18 protein-coding genes are annotated in these 16,418 nt (G+C 43.2%); 9 read left to right on the plus strand and 9 right to left on the minus strand.

The genetic code is table 11. The annotated features are described in order from the left end of the window. Window positions 1-2: 2 nt before the first annotated feature. Entirely contained in the window at window positions 3-392 is a 390-nt protein-coding gene (locus RMY16_RS02730) for a type II toxin-antitoxin system VapC family toxin (protein ID WP_322735081.1), read from the minus strand. After that, window positions 382-609, minus strand: a complete 228-nt coding sequence (locus RMY16_RS02735) for a hypothetical protein (protein WP_322735082.1) — start codon at window positions 607-609, stop codon at window positions 382-384. The genes RMY16_RS02730 and RMY16_RS02735 overlap by 11 nt, the downstream gene beginning before the upstream one ends. A 188-nt stretch (window positions 610-797) precedes the next feature. Here RMY16_RS02735 and argB point away from each other — a divergent pair, with 188 nt between their 5' ends. After that, window positions 798-1,694, plus strand: a complete 897-nt coding sequence (argB, locus tag RMY16_RS02740) for an acetylglutamate kinase (protein WP_322735083.1) — start codon at window positions 798-800, stop codon at window positions 1,692-1,694. Between the two features lie 71 nt (window positions 1,695-1,765). Here argB and RMY16_RS02745 read toward each other — a convergent pair whose 3' ends face one another. Next, the gene (locus RMY16_RS02745; protein ID WP_322735084.1) at window positions 1,766-2,164 is read right to left on the minus strand and encodes a hypothetical protein; all 399 of its coding nucleotides are present in this window, start codon (window positions 2,162-2,164) and stop codon (window positions 1,766-1,768) included. A gap of 170 nt (window positions 2,165-2,334) precedes the next feature. Here RMY16_RS02745 and RMY16_RS02750 point away from each other — a divergent pair, with 170 nt between their 5' ends. The 3 genes from RMY16_RS02750 to pyrE all read left to right on the plus strand — a co-directional run bounded on the left by RMY16_RS02750 (window position 2,335) and on the right by pyrE (window position 4,584). Beyond that, complete coding sequence (locus RMY16_RS02750; RefSeq protein ID WP_322663159.1) at window positions 2,335-2,877, plus strand: tetratricopeptide repeat protein; 543 nt, start codon at window positions 2,335-2,337, stop codon at window positions 2,875-2,877. A 191-nt stretch (window positions 2,878-3,068) separates the two neighbouring features. Further along, the gene (locus RMY16_RS02755) at window positions 3,069-3,968 is read left to right on the plus strand and encodes a DUF3153 domain-containing protein (RefSeq protein WP_322735085.1); all 900 of its coding nucleotides are present in this window, start codon (window positions 3,069-3,071) and stop codon (window positions 3,966-3,968) included. 82 nt (window positions 3,969-4,050) lie between these two features. After that, window positions 4,051-4,584, plus strand: coding sequence for an orotate phosphoribosyltransferase (gene pyrE / locus RMY16_RS02760; RefSeq protein ID WP_322735086.1), 534 nt, complete (start codon window positions 4,051-4,053; stop codon window positions 4,582-4,584). Between the two features lie 73 nt (window positions 4,585-4,657). Here pyrE and RMY16_RS02765 read toward each other — a convergent pair whose 3' ends face one another. Then, window positions 4,658-5,011 (minus strand): helix-turn-helix domain-containing protein, encoded by a 354-nt coding sequence (locus RMY16_RS02765; RefSeq protein WP_322663163.1) that lies wholly within the window; start codon window positions 5,009-5,011, stop codon window positions 4,658-4,660. A 148-nt stretch (window positions 5,012-5,159) separates the two neighbouring features. Here RMY16_RS02765 and RMY16_RS02770 point away from each other — a divergent pair, with 148 nt between their 5' ends. Continuing rightward, window positions 5,160-5,777: an FMN-dependent NADH-azoreductase gene (locus RMY16_RS02770; protein ID WP_322663164.1), complete on the plus strand. Its 618-nt coding sequence runs from the start codon at window positions 5,160-5,162 to the stop codon at window positions 5,775-5,777. Between the two features lie 106 nt (window positions 5,778-5,883). Here RMY16_RS02770 and pdxH read toward each other — a convergent pair whose 3' ends face one another. Continuing rightward, on the minus strand, window positions 5,884-6,528 hold the full coding sequence (pdxH, locus tag RMY16_RS02775; protein WP_322735087.1) for a pyridoxamine 5'-phosphate oxidase: 645 nt from the start codon (window positions 6,526-6,528) through the stop codon (window positions 5,884-5,886). Between the two features lie 127 nt (window positions 6,529-6,655). Between pdxH and RMY16_RS02780 the strand changes: the two genes are divergently transcribed. From RMY16_RS02780 to RMY16_RS02790, 3 genes are all read left to right on the plus strand, one after another. Next, window positions 6,656-7,741 carry an AI-2E family transporter gene (locus RMY16_RS02780; RefSeq protein ID WP_322735088.1) on the plus strand — a complete coding sequence of 362 codons (1,086 nt, stop codon included), beginning with the start codon at window positions 6,656-6,658 and terminating at the stop codon, window positions 7,739-7,741. A 413-nt stretch (window positions 7,742-8,154) separates the two neighbouring features. After that, the gene (locus RMY16_RS02785; protein ID WP_322663172.1) at window positions 8,155-8,985 is read left to right on the plus strand and encodes a ScpA family protein; all 831 of its coding nucleotides are present in this window, start codon (window positions 8,155-8,157) and stop codon (window positions 8,983-8,985) included. A 401-nt stretch (window positions 8,986-9,386) separates the two neighbouring features. Then, window positions 9,387-10,556 carry an NDP-sugar synthase gene (locus RMY16_RS02790; protein ID WP_322663174.1) on the plus strand — a complete coding sequence of 390 codons (1,170 nt, stop codon included), beginning with the start codon at window positions 9,387-9,389 and terminating at the stop codon, window positions 10,554-10,556. 109 nt (window positions 10,557-10,665) lie between these two features. On the opposite strand, the gene speA is transcribed toward RMY16_RS02790, so the two are convergent. Next, window positions 10,666-12,681 (minus strand): biosynthetic arginine decarboxylase, encoded by a 2,016-nt coding sequence (gene speA / locus RMY16_RS02795; RefSeq protein ID WP_322735089.1) that lies wholly within the window; start codon window positions 12,679-12,681, stop codon window positions 10,666-10,668. Between the two features lie 227 nt (window positions 12,682-12,908). On the opposite strand from speA, the gene ndk reads away from it, so the two are divergent. Next, window positions 12,909-13,358 carry a nucleoside-diphosphate kinase gene (gene ndk, locus RMY16_RS02800; RefSeq protein WP_194044575.1) on the plus strand — a complete coding sequence of 150 codons (450 nt, stop codon included), beginning with the start codon at window positions 12,909-12,911 and terminating at the stop codon, window positions 13,356-13,358. Window positions 13,359-13,429: 71 nt separating this feature from the next. Here the strand turns inward: ndk and RMY16_RS02805 are convergent, their stop codons facing one another. The 3 genes from RMY16_RS02805 to RMY16_RS02815 all read right to left on the minus strand — a co-directional run bounded on the left by RMY16_RS02805 (window position 13,430) and on the right by RMY16_RS02815 (window position 16,194). Next, entirely contained in the window at window positions 13,430-14,152 is a 723-nt protein-coding gene (locus tag RMY16_RS02805) for a TerC family protein (RefSeq protein WP_322735090.1), read from the minus strand. A gap of 80 nt (window positions 14,153-14,232) precedes the next feature. Next, the gene (locus tag RMY16_RS02810; protein WP_322735091.1) at window positions 14,233-14,421 is read right to left on the minus strand and encodes a hypothetical protein; all 189 of its coding nucleotides are present in this window, start codon (window positions 14,419-14,421) and stop codon (window positions 14,233-14,235) included. Between the two features lie 6 nt (window positions 14,422-14,427). Beyond that, window positions 14,428-16,194 carry an ATP-binding protein gene (locus RMY16_RS02815; RefSeq protein ID WP_322735092.1) on the minus strand — a complete coding sequence of 589 codons (1,767 nt, stop codon included), beginning with the start codon at window positions 16,192-16,194 and terminating at the stop codon, window positions 14,428-14,430. Between the last annotated feature and the right edge of the window lie 224 nt (window positions 16,195-16,418).

Here is a 16,418-nt window from a genome sequence, read left to right on the forward strand (position 1 = left end):
ATTCACCAAGCTACTGTTTGTAGGTTTTCAACCTCTTGAAAATGAGCATCTCGCGTAACAAGAATTAAATTATACTGAATTGCAACAGATGCAATCCAAATATCATTTTCGGGTAATGGACGACCTTTGAGGCGCAATTTGTTCTTAACTTCACCATATTTACGGGCAGTTTCTACATCACATCCAATGACCGTATTTCTGGCAATAAATTCCTCAATACGTTTTAAATTCCCTTGCGATCGCCCTGATTTTATTGCACCGTAAAACAATTCACCAATAGCAACACTAGGAATAAAAATTTCTTCTGCATTTACCAGCTGATTATTTACCTCGATATCATTTGCAAATAAAGCAATAATAATATTAGTGTCAAGCAGGTATCTACCACTCATCTATATCTACCTGTTCGCAACCTTCTTCAATCGCTTCGCGCATCAACTGAATATCGTTTGGTGATATTGAACCTGCAAAATTTAATAATTGTTTACCTGGAACACCATGAATTTGTGAACCTAGTAAAGTTCGGGCAAACTCCAGCACTCGATATTGCAAGTCTTCAGGCATCACTTTTAATTCTTCAATTAGCCGATCGAGAATCGGTGTATCCATATTTGTCCTGATAATTTTCGATTTTGGTTGCTAGTCCTTCTTTTATAGATTTTCACATTTCTGAGACGAACTAAACAGCTATGGCTTATCAGTACAAACATACTCAACTTTGGCATCAGAGATTGTGAGGAGTTACAAAGTCTTCTACACTGACTGCATAGGTTTTAACTCTCTCTGTTAGGCTCCTCATGACGGTCAACGATTCTGAATACATTAGGCAAGCTGAAGCCACTCGTGTACGTGTACTAAGCGAAGCACTACCTTATATTCAACAATTCGCCGGTCGCACTGTTGTTGTTAAATATGGTGGCGCAGCGATGAAAGATAGCACACTCAAAGACAAAGTTATCCGCGACATTGTATTCTTATCCTGCGTGGGCTTGCGTCCGATTGTAGTCCACGGCGGTGGCCCAGAAATTAACAGTTGGTTAGACAAGCTGGGCATCGAACCACAATTTAAAAATGGTCTACGAGTCACTGATGCCGCCACAATGGATGTGGTGGAAATGGTTTTAGTTGGTCGAGTTAATAAAGAAATTGTCTCCCTGATTAACCAAGCTGGTGGTTTGGCTGTCGGACTTTGCGGTAAAGACGGTAATCTATTTACAGCGCGTTCCCAAGGTCAAGAAGGCATCGGCTTTGTGGGAGAAGTCAGCAATGTTAACATCAAGATTTTGGAAACCCTGGCTAGCAATGGCTATATTCCAGTAGTGTCTAGCGTCGCCGCAGACGAGACAGGGCAAGCTTATAACATTAACGCTGATACAGTAGCCGGGGAAATCGCTGCTGCATTAGGAGCAGAAAAGTTAATTTTATTGACCGACACTAGTGGAATTTTAAAAGATTACAAAGACCAATCTACTTTGATTCCGAAAGTAGATATCCGCGAAGCCCGCGAGTTAATTGCTAATGGTATAGTTAGCGGTGGGATGATTCCCAAAGTGAATTGTTGTGTGCGATCGCTAGCTCAAGGAGTCCGTGCAGCGCACATCATCGATGGCCGCATTCCTCACGCCCTGTTACTAGAAATCTTTACTGATGTTGGCATTGGGACAATGATTTTGGGTTCGCAGTTTACCTATTAGAGTGCTGAGTGCTGAGTGAGGAGTGAGGAGTGAGGAGTAAAAAGTTCTTATTATCCCCTCATTTCCCTACTCTACCGAGGATAGGTAATAATAACCCGCGATCGCCCGCCGCTAAATGGTGTACGATGCCATGAATTATTGATAATCACCGGATTAACTAGGGTTGAATCTCGAATTGTCGGATTAATCAGGGTGGAATTTCTAATATTTTTCCTTACCTGGGGATAGGAATAATTGCGGTAATGATTACGTTGTGGCATTAGTCCTGTTGTTGGGTCTACAGGCATAGGTGTGGGAATCGGACTACCATAAATAAAGGAACCCACAGAAGGCGACGATTGCCTAACTCCATAACCACCATCAATCACGATCGCACGTTGGGCGGAAGCTGGAGCAATGCTTACACCCATCACTGCTAAAGTCATACCTGCTAAGAGCCAATTCAGTTGCGAATGCTTGATTTTCAACATAATTTTGCTCACCTGCATTTGATACCGGAATTTTTAATCAGAAAATAATTGCAGCTACTTACTTAAAATTTTAGAAGTTTATCCACTTTCAGATTGCCAGCTTTTGAAAAGATTCCAAAAAGATTGCTGGCATTGGCAAAATGAAAATAGTGCTAATTTTTGTATAAGACGTGAATACAGAAAGTTTAGAAATTGCTAAAACCCGCTACCAGGCTGGGAAAGTTGCCTTTGAGAATGGGCAATACCGTGAAGCCGTAGAAAATTTAGAAAAGGCCAGCGCTCTATTAGCTCGTAATTCTCGCCTTGGGGGCGAAGTAGAAATTCATCTAGTAACAGCTTATGAAGCGGCTGGACGCACGGATGATGCGATCGCTCTTTGCGAAAGACTCAAACGCCATGCCCATTTTGAAATTGGCAAACAAGCGCGGCGGATGCTTTATATCTTAAAAGCACCAAAGCTGAAAAGACCCAGCGAATGGATGACCGAAATCCCCGATTTGGGCACACTAGCCGATAATGAACTCAAAATTTCTGTACCTGCTAAGTCTCCAAAATCTTCTGGGGAGCAAAAGCCAAAACCTGCCGAGCCAGAATTCGTTGACCTCAGTCAGGTCAATACCAGAGATAATCGCTTTATATGGGTGGCGTTAATTGCTATTGGTTTAACCATCTCGTACTTGGTTTGGTTGAATTTTTCAGGAACTCCTGGCTGATAACAATTTTGGATTGGGAATTAGGGACTAGGAATTGGGAAGATTTGAATGAAGATTCAGAGCCAAACTAAATCTTACTCATATTTTCTTACCCAGTCCCGAAGGGATCAAAATGGTATTCCAGGAATCTCAAACAATACTAAGAAGTCAAGATTGGTTAAAAAGTTTGACTTTTGGGGAGATTTATAGTTATGAATTTTTCAATTTTCGGAAAGATTTTCTTGTGGTTAGTCAGACCGTTTAGTTTTGTGTTGGTAAATATGAGATTGTCCTCACCACTGAATGGTCGAAATCGAATCAAACGGGTCTTTCCCATGCGAAATCCTATTCTGTGGCTCGTGCTGTTAACATCTCTGCTACTTACTGGCTGTGTGAAGTACGATGTGGGACTTAATTTTGACAACTCAAATAGTGGCGAACTAATACAGCATATTAAGTTGGGAGAACGGTTAACCAGTTTTAGCGGCGATTCGGTGTACGAATGGTTAAAAAGCATAGAACGCCGCGCCCGTCAACTTGAGGGTAAAGCACAGCGAGTTTCCCAAGAAGAAATCATCGTCACAATTCCTTTTAGCAATGGTAGGGAATTGCAAGAGAAATTCAACGAATTCTTTAACTCCCATGCAAATCAACCCTCTGAGTCTGTAGAGAGCCAATCTGACTCAGAACTGCCGAAAATTGAATCAAACGTCCTTTTGGAGCAGAACAATTTTTTACTTTTAGTCCGAAATCGGTTGATTTATGATTTGGATTTGCGATCGCTCTCTCTAATTGCTAGCAAAGGTAATGTTCTAGCAAATGCTGGTTCAATTCTCGATTTGGAATTTAGTTTAAAGACTCCTTGGGGAGCCAAAAATATTCGACTAACTGAAACTGCAATTGAGCCAGAAAAAAATGGCAATCAATTAGTGTGGAAACTCCAGCCTGGTGAGCTAAACCACATAGAAGCTGTTTTCTGGCTTCCTAGTCCCCTTGGTATCGGTGGGTTGTTAATTATCCTGTTTGTCTCGGCAGGATTGTACTTGAGATATAATTTCATGCCAGATCCTAGAATTCAGTTTCCTCCCAAAGCAGCAATCCAAGAACAGTAGACTATTTATCTGTTAAATATTGTTAGCGAAGCCGATACATTTTCCATCGGCTTTTTTACCTTTTCCCCAGCTTTTTGTAAAAATGAGTCATAGCGAATTAGCGAAAGAAATTGTTCGTGTTTCCTATTTGAAAGGCGAGTTTCGGTTACGTTCTGGTCAGATATCTGACCATTACTTTGATAAATATCAGTTTGAATCTAATCCTTTGTTACTGAAGCAGTTAGCTAAAGAAATGGTAAAAAAGATTCCACCAGGAACGGAAATTCTAGCAGGACTAGAATTAGGGGGAGTTCCTTTAGCAACAGCAATTTCATTAGAAGTTGAATTACCAGTTGTCTTTGTTCGGAAGACAAAAAAAGAATATGGTACTGAGAAAATAGCAGAAGGAATTAATATCCAAGGTAAAAAATTGTGTATTATTGAAGACGTGATTACAACAGGTGGCCAGGTTGTAAAAAGTACCGAAGCGCTGCGTAATGAGGGAGCGATCGTGGATTTCGTAATTTGCGTAATATGGCGCGGAAGTACACAAGACAATAGCCTCGAAAAAGCTGCTATTCAAAAACTTCCTCTGTTTGACATGGAAGAACTTTCGGTATGGATGGAACTGTCTTGAAGCCCACAGTCATAATATTTTTGAACAACCCTAAAAATACTTAGCTTTGAGATAAGACTTGTAAAATTTCGAGTTAAACATTAGTGTTGCTATGTTCCCGTTGTTCCCTACCATACCAACGTTCAGCAAGTGCATTGAGTTGATGAAGGATTTCAATAAGTTCCTGACCACGTTCTGTGAGACCGTAAGTTACTTGGGGTGGAATACTTGGTTCATACTGGCGATAAATAATCTCTGCTGCCTCAAGCATTCTCAATCTTTCCGTCAGAACTTTGGTTGAGATGCCCTCGACTAGGTGCTTCAATGCACCAAAGCGAGTAGGCCCACTATTACACAACACCCACAGTATATACATTGTCCAGGGCCCTGATAGTAAAGACATCAAAATACTAACAGGGCAAGCATCAGAATTTTTAGAGACAGACATCGTTAAGTTAGCTAAAATTGTCCGATAGTTACTTTATGGTAACTACTTTACTTTAGTAACTAGTTACTTTTAGTATCTGATGTAATACTTTGAAATAGAAACTCAAAAAAATAAAAGCAGTAAATCCTAGCCAATCAGGAGATATTTGGTGGTAAACATCCTACATATTGATTCCAGCCCTCGTGGTGAACGATCGCACTCTAGAGAACTATCCAAAGAATTTGTCACTGCTTGGAAAACAGCGCATCCTGAAGATGCGATCGCCTATCGAGATATAGGGCGTCACCCAGTTCCTCATGTTAATGAAGCTTGGATTGCGGCGGCATTTTCACCACCAGAAACCCATACCCCAGAATTAACTGAAGCACTGAGGATTTCTAACGAACTGGTTGATGAGTTTTTGGCAGCCGATCGCTACGTCTTTGGAGTGCCAATGTACAACTTCAATATACCTTCCACTTTTAAGGCTTACATCGACCAAATTGTTCGTATTAATCGAACTGTTGCAATAGAAGCTCAAGGTTTTAAAGGGTTAGTCGAGGGCAAAAAAGCGGTTATCATTACTGCTCGTGGCGGTGACTTTAGCCCGACATCTCCTTTCGTTGCCTACGACTTCCAAGAACCCTACCTGCGGACGATTTTCGGCTTTATTGGGCTTACAGACATTCAATTTATTAACGCCAACAGCCTGAATGAAGGTGATGCCCGTACCCAATCGTTATCAGAAGCAAGGGCAGCAATTCAAAATGCGATCGCGCAGTGGTAATGTGATGCGGGGTATTGGGCATTGAGAAGAGACAAGGGAAAGACTTGTTCAAGAATTTCCCCTTGTCTCCCCTGCTCCCCTGCTCCCCTGCCCCCCTGCCTCTTCTTCAGGGTGACAATCGCTCAATATTCCAAGTGCTATTATCTAAACGGCTATAGAGTAAGCGATCGTGCAGACGGCTAGGGCGTCCTTGCCAAAACTCAATTTCTGTAGGGATCACTCGTAAGCCTCCCCAATGAGGCGGTCGAGGAATCTCCTGATTTTCATATTTGCTCTGGAATTCCTGCACGCGTCGCTCAAGAACTTCTCGGCTTTCTATCACCTCGCTTTGATTAGATACCCATGCACCCAAGCGGCTTTTGGCAGGGCGACTTTCAAAATACTGGTCAGATTCAGTTTCGGAAACTTTCTCCACATACCCCGAAATTCGGACTTGACGTTCTAGTTCTGCCCACCAAAAGACTAAAGCCGCTTGGGGATTTTCTGCCAGTTGTTGTGCTTTGTGGCTGTTGTAGTTTGTGAAGAAGGCAAAGCCCCGTTCATCAAAATCCTTGAGCAGCACCATTCTGGCTGAGGGCTTACCGTCTGGTGTGGCTGTGGCAATAGTCATGGCATTGGGTTCAGGGAGTTGTGCTGCTAAAGCCTGATCGAACCATTTTTTAAATTGGATAAAAGGATTGAGTTCTACTTCGAGTTCGCTTAAACCTTCCAAGGTGTAGTCTTTGCGAAGGTCAGCTACCGTTTTGTCCATTGTGATTTGTTTCCTTGCTATCAGATACGCTTATATATATCTTTGTCAAAAATATCTATGATGATAATCAGTGCCATCAAGAATTTTACAAATTCTCTCCAGGAATATCTAAAATAGGTTGCGTTAGATGCGCCGTTCAGCCTCCCTTCAACGCTTGTTAATTTATGGTCTGAGCGGTCCGATTATCGCTCTTAATGTCTGGTTGCTGTCTGTACTTTTTCGTTATTTCCAGCATCCTATTACTGTATTGAGCATTGCGACGATTCTGGCTTTTCTCCTAAATTACCCGGTTAAGTTCTTTGAACGTGCTCAGATCACCCGCACTCAGGCGGTGATCATAGTTTTACTGGCAACATTAACCCTGCTTGGGATTTTGGGCGTCACCCTAGTACCGTTGATTATTGACCAAACAATCCAACTGTTAAATAAGATCCCTGATTGGTTAACCGCCAGTCAAGCAAACCTAGAGCAGTTTGAGATGTTGGCAAAGCAACGACGTTTGCCAATCGATCTCAGGGTTGTCAGCAGTCAAATCAATGCCAACATTCAGAATGTGGTGCAACAGCTAGCTTCTGGGGCAGTGGGATTTGCTGGCACACTACTGTCAGGATTACTTGGCGTAGTGTTAGTTATCGTGCTTGCATTTTATATGCTTTTATATGGCGATCGCGTCTGGTATGGTCTGATCAATCTTTTGCCTTCTAACATTGGAGATCCCCTCACCACATCCTTGCGCCTAAACTTCCAGAACTTCTTCCTCAGCCAGTTGTTACTAGGACTGTTCATGGTGCTAACCCTGACACCAATTTTCTTAGTGATGAAGGTGCCCTTTGCTCTGTTGTTTGCCATATTAATTGGTATCTCAGAACTCATTCCCTTTATCGGGGCATCTTTGGGTATTGGTCTGGTGACGATTTTAGTACTGCTGCAAAATTGGTGGTTAGCAGTTCAAGTTGCGATCGCGGCGATTCTCATGCAGCAGCTTAAAGATAACTTGTTAGCTCCCAGGTTACTAGGCAATTTTATCGGACTCAATCCCATCTGGATTTTTGTAGCTATTTTGATGGGATTTGAGATTGCTGGCTTGTTAGGGACACTTGTTGCTGTTCCAATTGCTGGTACTATTAAGGGCACTTTCGATGCGATTAAGAGCGGCAAGCCGAGTGATTTTGTCTCAACTGTTACTATTGCCCATGACTCGCCCCCTGATTAAGGTGGCAGGGGAGCAGGGGAGCAGGGGAGCAGGGGAGCAGGGGAGCAGGGGAGCAGGGGGGAATTATTGAACAAGTTTCTACCTTGTCTCTTCTCCATGCCCAATGCCCTTCAGGAGTGCTGAGTTGTGAATCTCACTTATTTATTCGGAACTCAGAACTCGGAACGGGCTAAACGCCCCGCTTCCGCTAACGGAACTGTTTCGCCCAATGCCTAAGATCAAAAGTTGCATAATCCAATCTCACAATTCACAATGGTGATCGATTACAAATTTTAGAGGATACTGCCAGCAGGCAATTTCTGAATCAAAGAAGCGCAAGCGAATGTATACAGTACACGCTTTGCCAATAGTCAATTCGTTTAGTGTTAAATTTACAGTCTTTTGATTCTCATTAATTAACTTAGAACCTGTTGATGGAAGCTTCCGAGCTGTTAGAAACAATCACATTTTTGATTTACCAAGCCGAGCAGGGTGAAATTGATCCTTGGGATGTCCAAGTGATTGAGGTGATTGACCGCTATTTAGAACTGATGGCACCAGGGGCAATAACAAGAGGCTATGAAGCGGACTTGTCTCAATCTGGACAGGCATTTTTATCAGCATCAATGTTGGTATTATTTAAAGCCAATACCTTGATGCAATTGTCAACAGTCGGAGATGCACAAGATGGTATCGAAGATGATGCCCTTTTGGAAGGTGAAGACGGTGTATTACATCAGGGTCATCGTCTACCATTAGAACGGCAATTGCGCCGTCGTCCAGCGGCAATGCCGCCACCAAAGCGCCGGGTGAGTCTGCAAGAGTTAATCGAGCAATTGCAGATTATGGCTAACCAACTGAAACTGGTAGAAAAAGTCAGCAAACCTATCCGTCCCAGGCGTCAACCTAGCGTCCAAAGTATGCGGGAGGCGCTGGAGTTAGCTCACCAGGAAAATTTGACAGAAGTCGCTGGAGAACTGGAGCAGGTGTTGAAATTGTCGGCAAGAGAGCTAAGTTTAGAACACAATTGGGTGAATTTAGAACAACTTGTAGAATTGTGGACTAAGACAAAGCTTGTCAAGCAAAATGGGTCTGGACACGAGTCTGAACACAGTAACCTAGTTAGCGTTTTCTGGGCACTACTATTACTCTCGGCTCAATCGAAAGTAGAGCTATTTCAAGAGGATTTTTATCACGAAATTAAAATTCGCTTAATTAGAGATTCAGCTCATATCGGCAAACCTTTTGAGAATCCGATGAACTAAGTCCATGAAGAGTGCTGAGTTCCGAGTGCTGTTAGCGGAAAGCTAAGGTTTAGCCCGTGCTGAGTTGAAAGGAGTCCAAGTGAAGCAGGAAGCAAAGTGAGTCCTTAGCATCAAGATTTCAGGCTTCCTTGTGAGAAAAATAGGAATTTATTTATAGGATTTTCCTCCTGGCTCCAGCATAGCTGCTTCCTACATTGTCATAGATTTTTGATTCAGCCCCAAAATCCGAGTAAATTGAAAAGATAAGCGATCGCTTGTCATCTAAGTATACCGATGGTTGTAATAACCGCTAAATTCCTGTTATCCCTATTCTGGGGGATGACTTAGAGTAGAAATAAAAACTGATGATTAAGTATCACTCAATGAAAGTAAACTGGCTTGTGGTTGAGGAATAAATTTTTATGAAAGCGATGATTCTCGCAGCTGGCAAGGGTACTCGCGTGCGTCCGATTACGTACACTATGCCCAAGCCGATGATGCCCATCCTGCAAAAGCCAGTGATGGAGTTCTTGCTGGAACTGTTACGCCATCATGGATTTGACCAGATTTTAGTTAATGTTAGCCATTTGGCTGAGGAAATAGAAAACTATTTCCGTGATGGCCAGCGGTTTGGGGTGCAGATTGCCTATTCGTTTGAAGGAAAAATTGATGACGATGGTAAACTGGTGGGCGAAGCGATAGGTTCTGCTGGAGGGATGCGGCGTATCCAAGACTTCTCACCGTTTTTTGATGATACCTTTGTAGTTTTGTGCGGTGATGCTTTAATTGACTTGGATTTAACTGCGGCTGTTAAATGGCATAGAGCTAAAGGGTCGATCGCTACTATTATTACAAAATCTGTCCCCAAGGAAGAAGTGTCTAGCTATGGTGTGGTTGTGACTGACGAAGAGGGTCGTGTCAAAGCTTTCCAAGAAAAACCTTCAACTGAAGAAGCCCTCAGCACCAACATCAACACAGGCATTTACATCTTTGAACCAGAGGTTTTTAACTATATTCCCTCTGATGTCGAATATGACATTGGTAGCCAATTGTTTCCCAAGTTGGTAGAAATCAAAGCCCCCTTTTACGCCATTCCTATGGACTTTGAATGGGTAGATATTGGTAAAGTCCCAGACTATTGGCGCGCGATTCGCGGTGTACTACTGGGTGAAATCAAAAATGTGCAAATTCCTGGTCATGAAGTCGCCCCCGGTATCTACACTGGCTTAAATGTTGCCGTAAATTGGGACAAAGTAGATATCACAGGCCCCGTTTACATTGGTGGTATGACGAGAATCGAAGACGGAGCTAAAATTGTTGGTCCAGCGATGATTGGCCCCAATTGTTGGATTTGTAGTGGTGCAACAGTAGAAAACAGCGTCATTTTTGAATGGTCGCGCCTGGGCCCCGGAGTCCGGTTAGTCGATAAGCTAGTATTTGGACGTTATTGCGTAGATAAAACTGGCGCTGCGATCGATGTTCAAGCTGCTGCTTTAGACTGGCTGATTACTGATGCCCGTCAGACACCGCCATCACATACCCCTGTTGAGCGACAAGCCATAGAGGAATTGTTGGGGACAAACATAAATTAGGGAATGGGGTATGGGGGGATGAGGGACAGGGGAAAAGGTTAAAGGGGAAAGGGATAAATTTAACTTTACCCCTTAACCCTTTCCCTTTCCCCATTCCTAATTCCCAATCCTAGCTATTTAGATACGTATATCTTCTAAGACTCTGCTCGTAGGTTTGCAGTAGTCGTTGAGATTCTGCTAGGGTAATGCGCTTTTCTTCTAATGCTTTCTCGCAACGCTGGCGAATATTTTCTACCATATCTTCGGAGTCATACTGGACGTAGCTTACTACTTCGCTCATGGTGTCACCTTTGACAACGTGTTCAATTTGGTAGCCTTTGGGGGTTAATTGGATGTGAACGGCGTTGGTGTCGCCAAACAGGTTGTGCAAATTGCCCATGATTTCCTGGTAAGCTCCATTCAAGAACATTCCCAAATAATAGGGTTCTCCGGGCTTATGGGTGTGTAGTTCTAAAACCGACTTGACATCGCGCAGGTCAATAAAGCGGTCGATTTTGCCATCACTGTCGCAGGTGAGGTCTGCTAAAATTCCTCGGCGGATTGGTTCTTCATCCAAGCGGTGGATTGGCATGATCGGGAATAGTTGATCGATCGCCCAACAATCTGGTGCCGATTGGAACACTGACATATTCACGTAGTAGATGGAAGCCATAATTTTTTCTAGGTCTTCCAGTTCATCGGGTACGTATTCTTGCTGTCTAGTGATGGTAAGAATTTTTTGGCAACAAGCCCAGTAGAGGCGTTCGGCCTTGGCTCGTTCTCTGAGGCGTAAAATTCCTAAGTTGAAGCGGCTGATGGCTTCTTCTTTGAATTGTGCAGCGTCGTGGTAGAACTCCTGATAATTCTCTTTGTTAATGGATTGGTAAGTTTCCCAAAGATAATTAATAATCGGGGATTCTCCCTCTTGTGGAGGTTCTGGGTTGTCTAGAGGAACATCACTAGTACTGAGAACATCAAAAATCAGCACCGACTGATGGGAAGCGATCGCTCGTCCACTTTCACTAATCAGTGTTGGTACGGGAATCTGCCGCTCTGCACAGGTATCTTTTAACTCTGCCACGATGTCGTTGGCATAGTTCTGCATGTTGTAATTTTTCGATGCATAAAAGTTGGTTTGGGAGCCATCGTAATCTACGCCCAAGCCGCCACCAACATCAAGATATTTCATATCTGCTCCCAGCATTGCCAATTCTACATAAATGCGGCTGGCTTCTTGGATAGCATCTTTAATCACATTGATGGCAGAGATTTGTGAGCCGATGTGGAAGTGCATCAACTGCAAAGAATCGAGCAGGTTAGCTTCCCGTAACTTGTCAACAGCTTCGATTACTTCAGGCATTGTCAAACCAAATTTAGCGCGATCGCCACTAGAGGTTCCCCAACGTCCCATGCCTTGGGTACTGAGTTTAGCACGAACACCTAATATCGGTTTAATACCTAACTGGCGATTAGCATCTATCACCAAATCAACTTCTTCAATCTGTTCTAAGACGATAATTGGTGTTTGCCCTAGTCTTTGGGCTAACATCGCCGTTTCGATGTATTCTCGGTCTTTGTAACCGTTGCAAACTAACAATGCTCCTGGTGTATCCAACACAGCTAGAGCAATCATTAATTCTGGCTTGGAACCGGCTTCTAAACCAAATTGATGGGGTTTGCCAAATTTCACTAAATCCTCAATCAAATGCCGTTCTTGATTGCATTTGACGGGAAACACGCCACGATAGACACCAGGGTAATTATAGCGAGCGATCGCTTTGGCGAAACAAGCATTCAACCGCTCAATTCGGTCTTCCAAAATATCGGAAAAGCGAATCAACATGGGAAGTCCCAAGTTGCGCTGCTTCATGGCGTTGACCAATTCAAACAAGTCAAGAGATCCCCCGCGATCGCCCTTGGGTGACACGGTAACGTGACCAGCAGCGCTAATGGAAAAATAAGGTTGTCCCCATCCTTCAATACGGTACAAGGCTTCGCTATCCTCAATTTTCCAGGAGCGAGGTAAATCTCCTGTGGTAGGACTCGGTGGTAACAGTTTTTTGTGCTTATGGTTTTTCACTTCTTTTTGTCCATTGGACGGTACTGGTACCACCTCGTCAGATGTAGCTGTTGACTCAACACCCATTTCTTCCTAACCTCTGTTTTTCACCCACGAGTTAACAATTTAGCGCATTCATCTAGGAACGTATATGCACCTAAAGATAATTTCTGAGATAAACTCTGATTGGTCAAGAGTCGTTAGTCATTCGTCATTAGTCATTAGTGCAAAACCCTTGGACTCAAGACAGAGGACGACAAAGGACAAAGGACACTTGACTAGATAAAAACTTTATTAAGCTTTGGGAGATAGCAATGGAGCGTACATTTTTAGCAATTAAGCCTGATGGAGTCCAGCGGGCATTAGTGGGGGAAATTATCCGCCGCTTTGAAACCAAAGGTTTTACTCTAGTTGGTTTAAAGTTACTGAAAGTCAGTCGGGAATTGGCTGAACAACACTATGGTGTTCACCGAGAACGTCCCTTTTTTGGTGGTCTAGTCGAATTTATCACTTCTAGTCCAGTAGTGGCGATGGTATGGGAAGGTGATGGTGTTATTGCATCTGCCAGAAAGATTATTGGTGCGACAAATCCCTTAACAGCAGAGCCAGGAACGATTCGCGGCGATTTTGGACTAAATATTGGTCGCAACTTAATCCACGGTTCTGATGCTCCAGAAACCGCGCAACAGGAAATTGCCTTGTGGTTTAAGGATGAAGAATTGGTCAGTTGGCAACCACACTTAACGCCTTGGTTACACGAGTAATGGAGAGTTAGGAGTTAAAAGTTAGGAGTTAGGAGTTAAAAATTTCTCACTCCTCACTCCTAACTCCTCACTTACTTAGAGGCTTCGCTCTTTTCCGGTTCTACTTGGGGTAATTCAGTACTAACGCGCTTGGAAAATCCCCAGCCTAAAATCAGGAAGATGGCAGCAATCATGATCCATTCTGGTGGAACTAAACTATCGTTAACCACTTTCAAAAATAAGCGCAAGCCCACCAAGGCTACAGTTACATAGCCTGCGTCTTCTAGGTTTTCATATTCGTCTAGCCAACGGATAAACAATCCCGCCATGAATCGCAGCGTAATAATACCAATTGTTGCACCCGTTAACACTAGCCATTTTTCTTGAGAAACTGCGATCGCAGTTGTCACGCTATCCAAAGAAAATGCCAAATCTGTAAATGCAATCACGGGTATTGCTTGCAACAACGAATTAAACCGCGGCCCGTGATGGTGTTCGTCTTTGGTTTCTTCCGAGGTAAAGTGTTGGAATACCAACCACAGTAGATAAGCAGCGCCCAGTAATTCAAATTGCCAGAATTGTTGTACCCAAGTGGCAGTGAGAATCAGGCTGATTCGCAGCACATAAGCAACGACTAAACCAAAGTTGAGGGCTTTACGCTCCAGTTCCTTGTCTTCCAGCCCTTTTGCGATCGCAGCGAGAGCGATCGCATTGTCGGCAGATAACAGCGCCTCTAAAAGCACCAATATCACCAGAACTATAAGGGCTTCAAGGCTGAAATGAAAGTCGAGGTAATCAAAAATTTGGTCTAGCATTCCGGGTTTCTCAAGCAGAAAAAATTAAAATTTGACAAGAACGGAGATTTGCATATTAAAAAGCGCAATAAATTGCCACTCTAATTCAGCTTAACGCGCTTGTGGTGCATTTTGAAGGGGGTTGGCTCGATGCGATCGCAGTGGAAGTGGGGTAATTTGCGCGTGACAGCTAGTACAGCAAACCGCGATCTTCTGGTTGTGGCTTCAAGAGTGCTAAGTAATTCTTGAGAGAAACGGGGGGATTGAAGTAAGGATGAAAAAAGTAGCAAAATTCCTCAACTTGATAATACTTCATCAAAGTATCGATCAATTTCTGCTATCAGAATTTCAAAGTCTACAGGCTTGGTCAAGTGGCATTTGAAACCAGACTTCAGCGCAAGCTGCCGATCCTCCTGGCTACCGTAGCCGGTCAGTGCAATCAGAATTGAGCGAGTAAATTTGGAGTCTTTACTCAGTTCCTGTGCAACGGCGAATCCATCCATTTCGGGAAGCCCAATGTCACAAATAATTACATGAGGCTCAAGCTTCTTTGCAGTTTCTACCCCTAAAATTCCATTCTCGGCAATGGAAACTTCATGCCCAAAATACTCAAGTACTGCTTGTAATGATACGGCTGAATCCTCGTTATCTTCGATGACTAAAATTTTCAACGATTTTTTCGCCGCCTCTGTAATTTCTAATTCGTTGTCCGAGGTTGTAATCTCTTCGCATATAGGGAGAGTGACTTTGAATTCTGCTCCCAAATTTATCCCTCTACTTGAGGCTTCAACATTACCACCATGAAGTTCCACAAGACTTTTTACTACCGAAAGTCCCAAACCTAGCCCGCCCTTTGAACGATCTAAACTGCGATCAGCCTGGGTAAACGGCTCGAAAAGTTCTGGTAATATTGTCGGGTCTATCCCGATGCCTGTATCTCTTACTGATAAGACCGCTACACTACCTGAGCCATTCTCACCTGGAATAACTGAGAAATCCACCCAGATTGTCCCATCTGGCTGGGAAAACTTTAAGGCGTTATCAAGAAGGTTCCCAAAGATTTGGAAGAAGCGAGTGGAATCAACATAAGCCCACACGGGCTTGTTTGGCAGGTCTTCTACTACATTAAGATTCCATTTTTTGATTGCTTGTGCATGGTCATTGAGACTCTGGCGAACCAATTCCACCAGATTAATCTTCTCAAGATTTAATGAAATCTTCCCATAGGTGATGGACGATACGTCAAGTAACTCATCGATCAATTTCGAGAGGTGCTTAATTTGGTTTTGCATCATTAAAACTGTTTCCCCAACTGCGCCAGTCTGTCCTAGCTTCAACTTCAGTAGCTGAACGCCGTTGGAGATGGGGGCAACGGGATTCCTCAGTTCATGAGCTAGCATGGCAATAAATTTGTCTTTTAGGGCATTTTGGTTCGTTAGTTTCTGGAAAAGTTGCACGTTAGCGATCGCAACTGCTGTAGTATCAGTTAAAATCTCAAGCATTCCGATCTCTTCGGGCGTGGCTAGGTGGCGTGTACTCCAGTAGGCTCCAATCGCCCCCAGTGGATCGGAAACCCTTATAGGAACCATCACTAAACTTTTGACAAAAGTTACCTTGTACGCCTCAATCGGAATCCGTGCATCTTGATAAATGTCCTCAATTATGGCTGCTTTTTTATTGAGCATTGCCCAACCGGAGATGCAAGACTTGAGCGGAAAACGCATACCTTTCCAAAGTGGCCCAATGGCGTTTTCATCGACATAGTGGCAACATTCACCATCCCGCAATACAAAAGTTACTCCATCAGCATTTGTGAGATCGCGAGCAGCCAAACGCACAATCTCAATAATTTCTTCAATAGTCCGCACACAAGCTAAATCCTTCACTACCGAAAGCAGCCTGTTGTAAGAGGAAATGTTATGGCTTTGATCTGAATTCTGTTCTTGAGAGATGGAGGTTTGTAATATATTTTTCATAAAAACTCCGAACAAAAATATATCTGTATAAAAACTTAGGTAAAGCGGGTAGGTTCCGTAGACACCCAATACAGTTCGGATAAGCATTTTTCACTTTCCTTATGATCTGGGGAATGGGTTTGCGGGTAAAGGGGAAAGGATGTATTCAAAACCTTTCCCCTTTCCCCTTTACCCTTTAACCGAACCGTATTGCGTAGACACCTACTTTTAATCGTCATCTTAACCTCGATCTTGAGATTACAATCTGTTATCGCATTTTTACTTTTCCTTATATAGGATGAAATTATTCAAAATTACTAAGTAAATATTCG

Source organism: Nostoc sp. DedQUE12b, from assembly GCF_034530835.1.
Taxonomy (GTDB): Bacteria; Cyanobacteriota; Cyanobacteriia; order Cyanobacteriales; family Nostocaceae; genus Nostoc.

What these genes read in the sequence shown, in the direction of transcription:
- RMY16_RS02815 (WP_322735092.1), bottom strand. Translation starts at nt 16,194, where the DNA reads ATGCTTATCCGAACTGTATTGGGTGTCTACGGAACCTACCCGCTTTAC.
- speA (WP_322735089.1), bottom strand. Translation starts at nt 12,681, where the DNA reads ATGGGTGTTGAGTCAACAGCTACATCTGACGAGGTGGTACCAGTACCG.
- RMY16_RS02755 (WP_322735085.1), top strand. Translation starts at nt 3,069, where the DNA reads ATGAATTTTTCAATTTTCGGAAAGATTTTCTTGTGGTTAGTCAGACCG.
- RMY16_RS02805 (WP_322735090.1), bottom strand. Translation starts at nt 14,152, where the DNA reads ATGCTAGACCAAATTTTTGATTACCTCGACTTTCATTTCAGCCTTGAA.
- pdxH (WP_322735087.1), bottom strand. Translation starts at nt 6,528, where the DNA reads ATGGACAAAACGGTAGCTGACCTTCGCAAAGACTACACCTTGGAAGGT.
- RMY16_RS02745 (WP_322735084.1), bottom strand. Translation starts at nt 2,164, where the DNA reads ATGTTGAAAATCAAGCATTCGCAACTGAATTGGCTCTTAGCAGGTATG.
- RMY16_RS02730 (WP_322735081.1), bottom strand. Translation starts at nt 392, where the DNA reads ATGAGTGGTAGATACCTGCTTGACACTAATATTATTATTGCTTTATTT.
- RMY16_RS02735 (WP_322735082.1), bottom strand. Translation starts at nt 609, where the DNA reads ATGGATACACCGATTCTCGATCGGCTAATTGAAGAATTAAAAGTGATG.
- RMY16_RS02765 (WP_322663163.1), bottom strand. Translation starts at nt 5,011, where the DNA reads ATGTCTGTCTCTAAAAATTCTGATGCTTGCCCTGTTAGTATTTTGATG.
- RMY16_RS02790 (WP_322663174.1), top strand. Translation starts at nt 9,387, where the DNA reads ATGAAAGCGATGATTCTCGCAGCTGGCAAGGGTACTCGCGTGCGTCCG.
- ndk (WP_194044575.1), top strand. Translation starts at nt 12,909, where the DNA reads ATGGAGCGTACATTTTTAGCAATTAAGCCTGATGGAGTCCAGCGGGCA.
- argB (WP_322735083.1), top strand. Translation starts at nt 798, where the DNA reads ATGACGGTCAACGATTCTGAATACATTAGGCAAGCTGAAGCCACTCGT.
- RMY16_RS02780 (WP_322735088.1), top strand. Translation starts at nt 6,656, where the DNA reads ATGCGCCGTTCAGCCTCCCTTCAACGCTTGTTAATTTATGGTCTGAGC.
- pyrE (WP_322735086.1), top strand. Translation starts at nt 4,051, where the DNA reads ATGAGTCATAGCGAATTAGCGAAAGAAATTGTTCGTGTTTCCTATTTG.
- RMY16_RS02785 (WP_322663172.1), top strand. Translation starts at nt 8,155, where the DNA reads ATGGAAGCTTCCGAGCTGTTAGAAACAATCACATTTTTGATTTACCAA.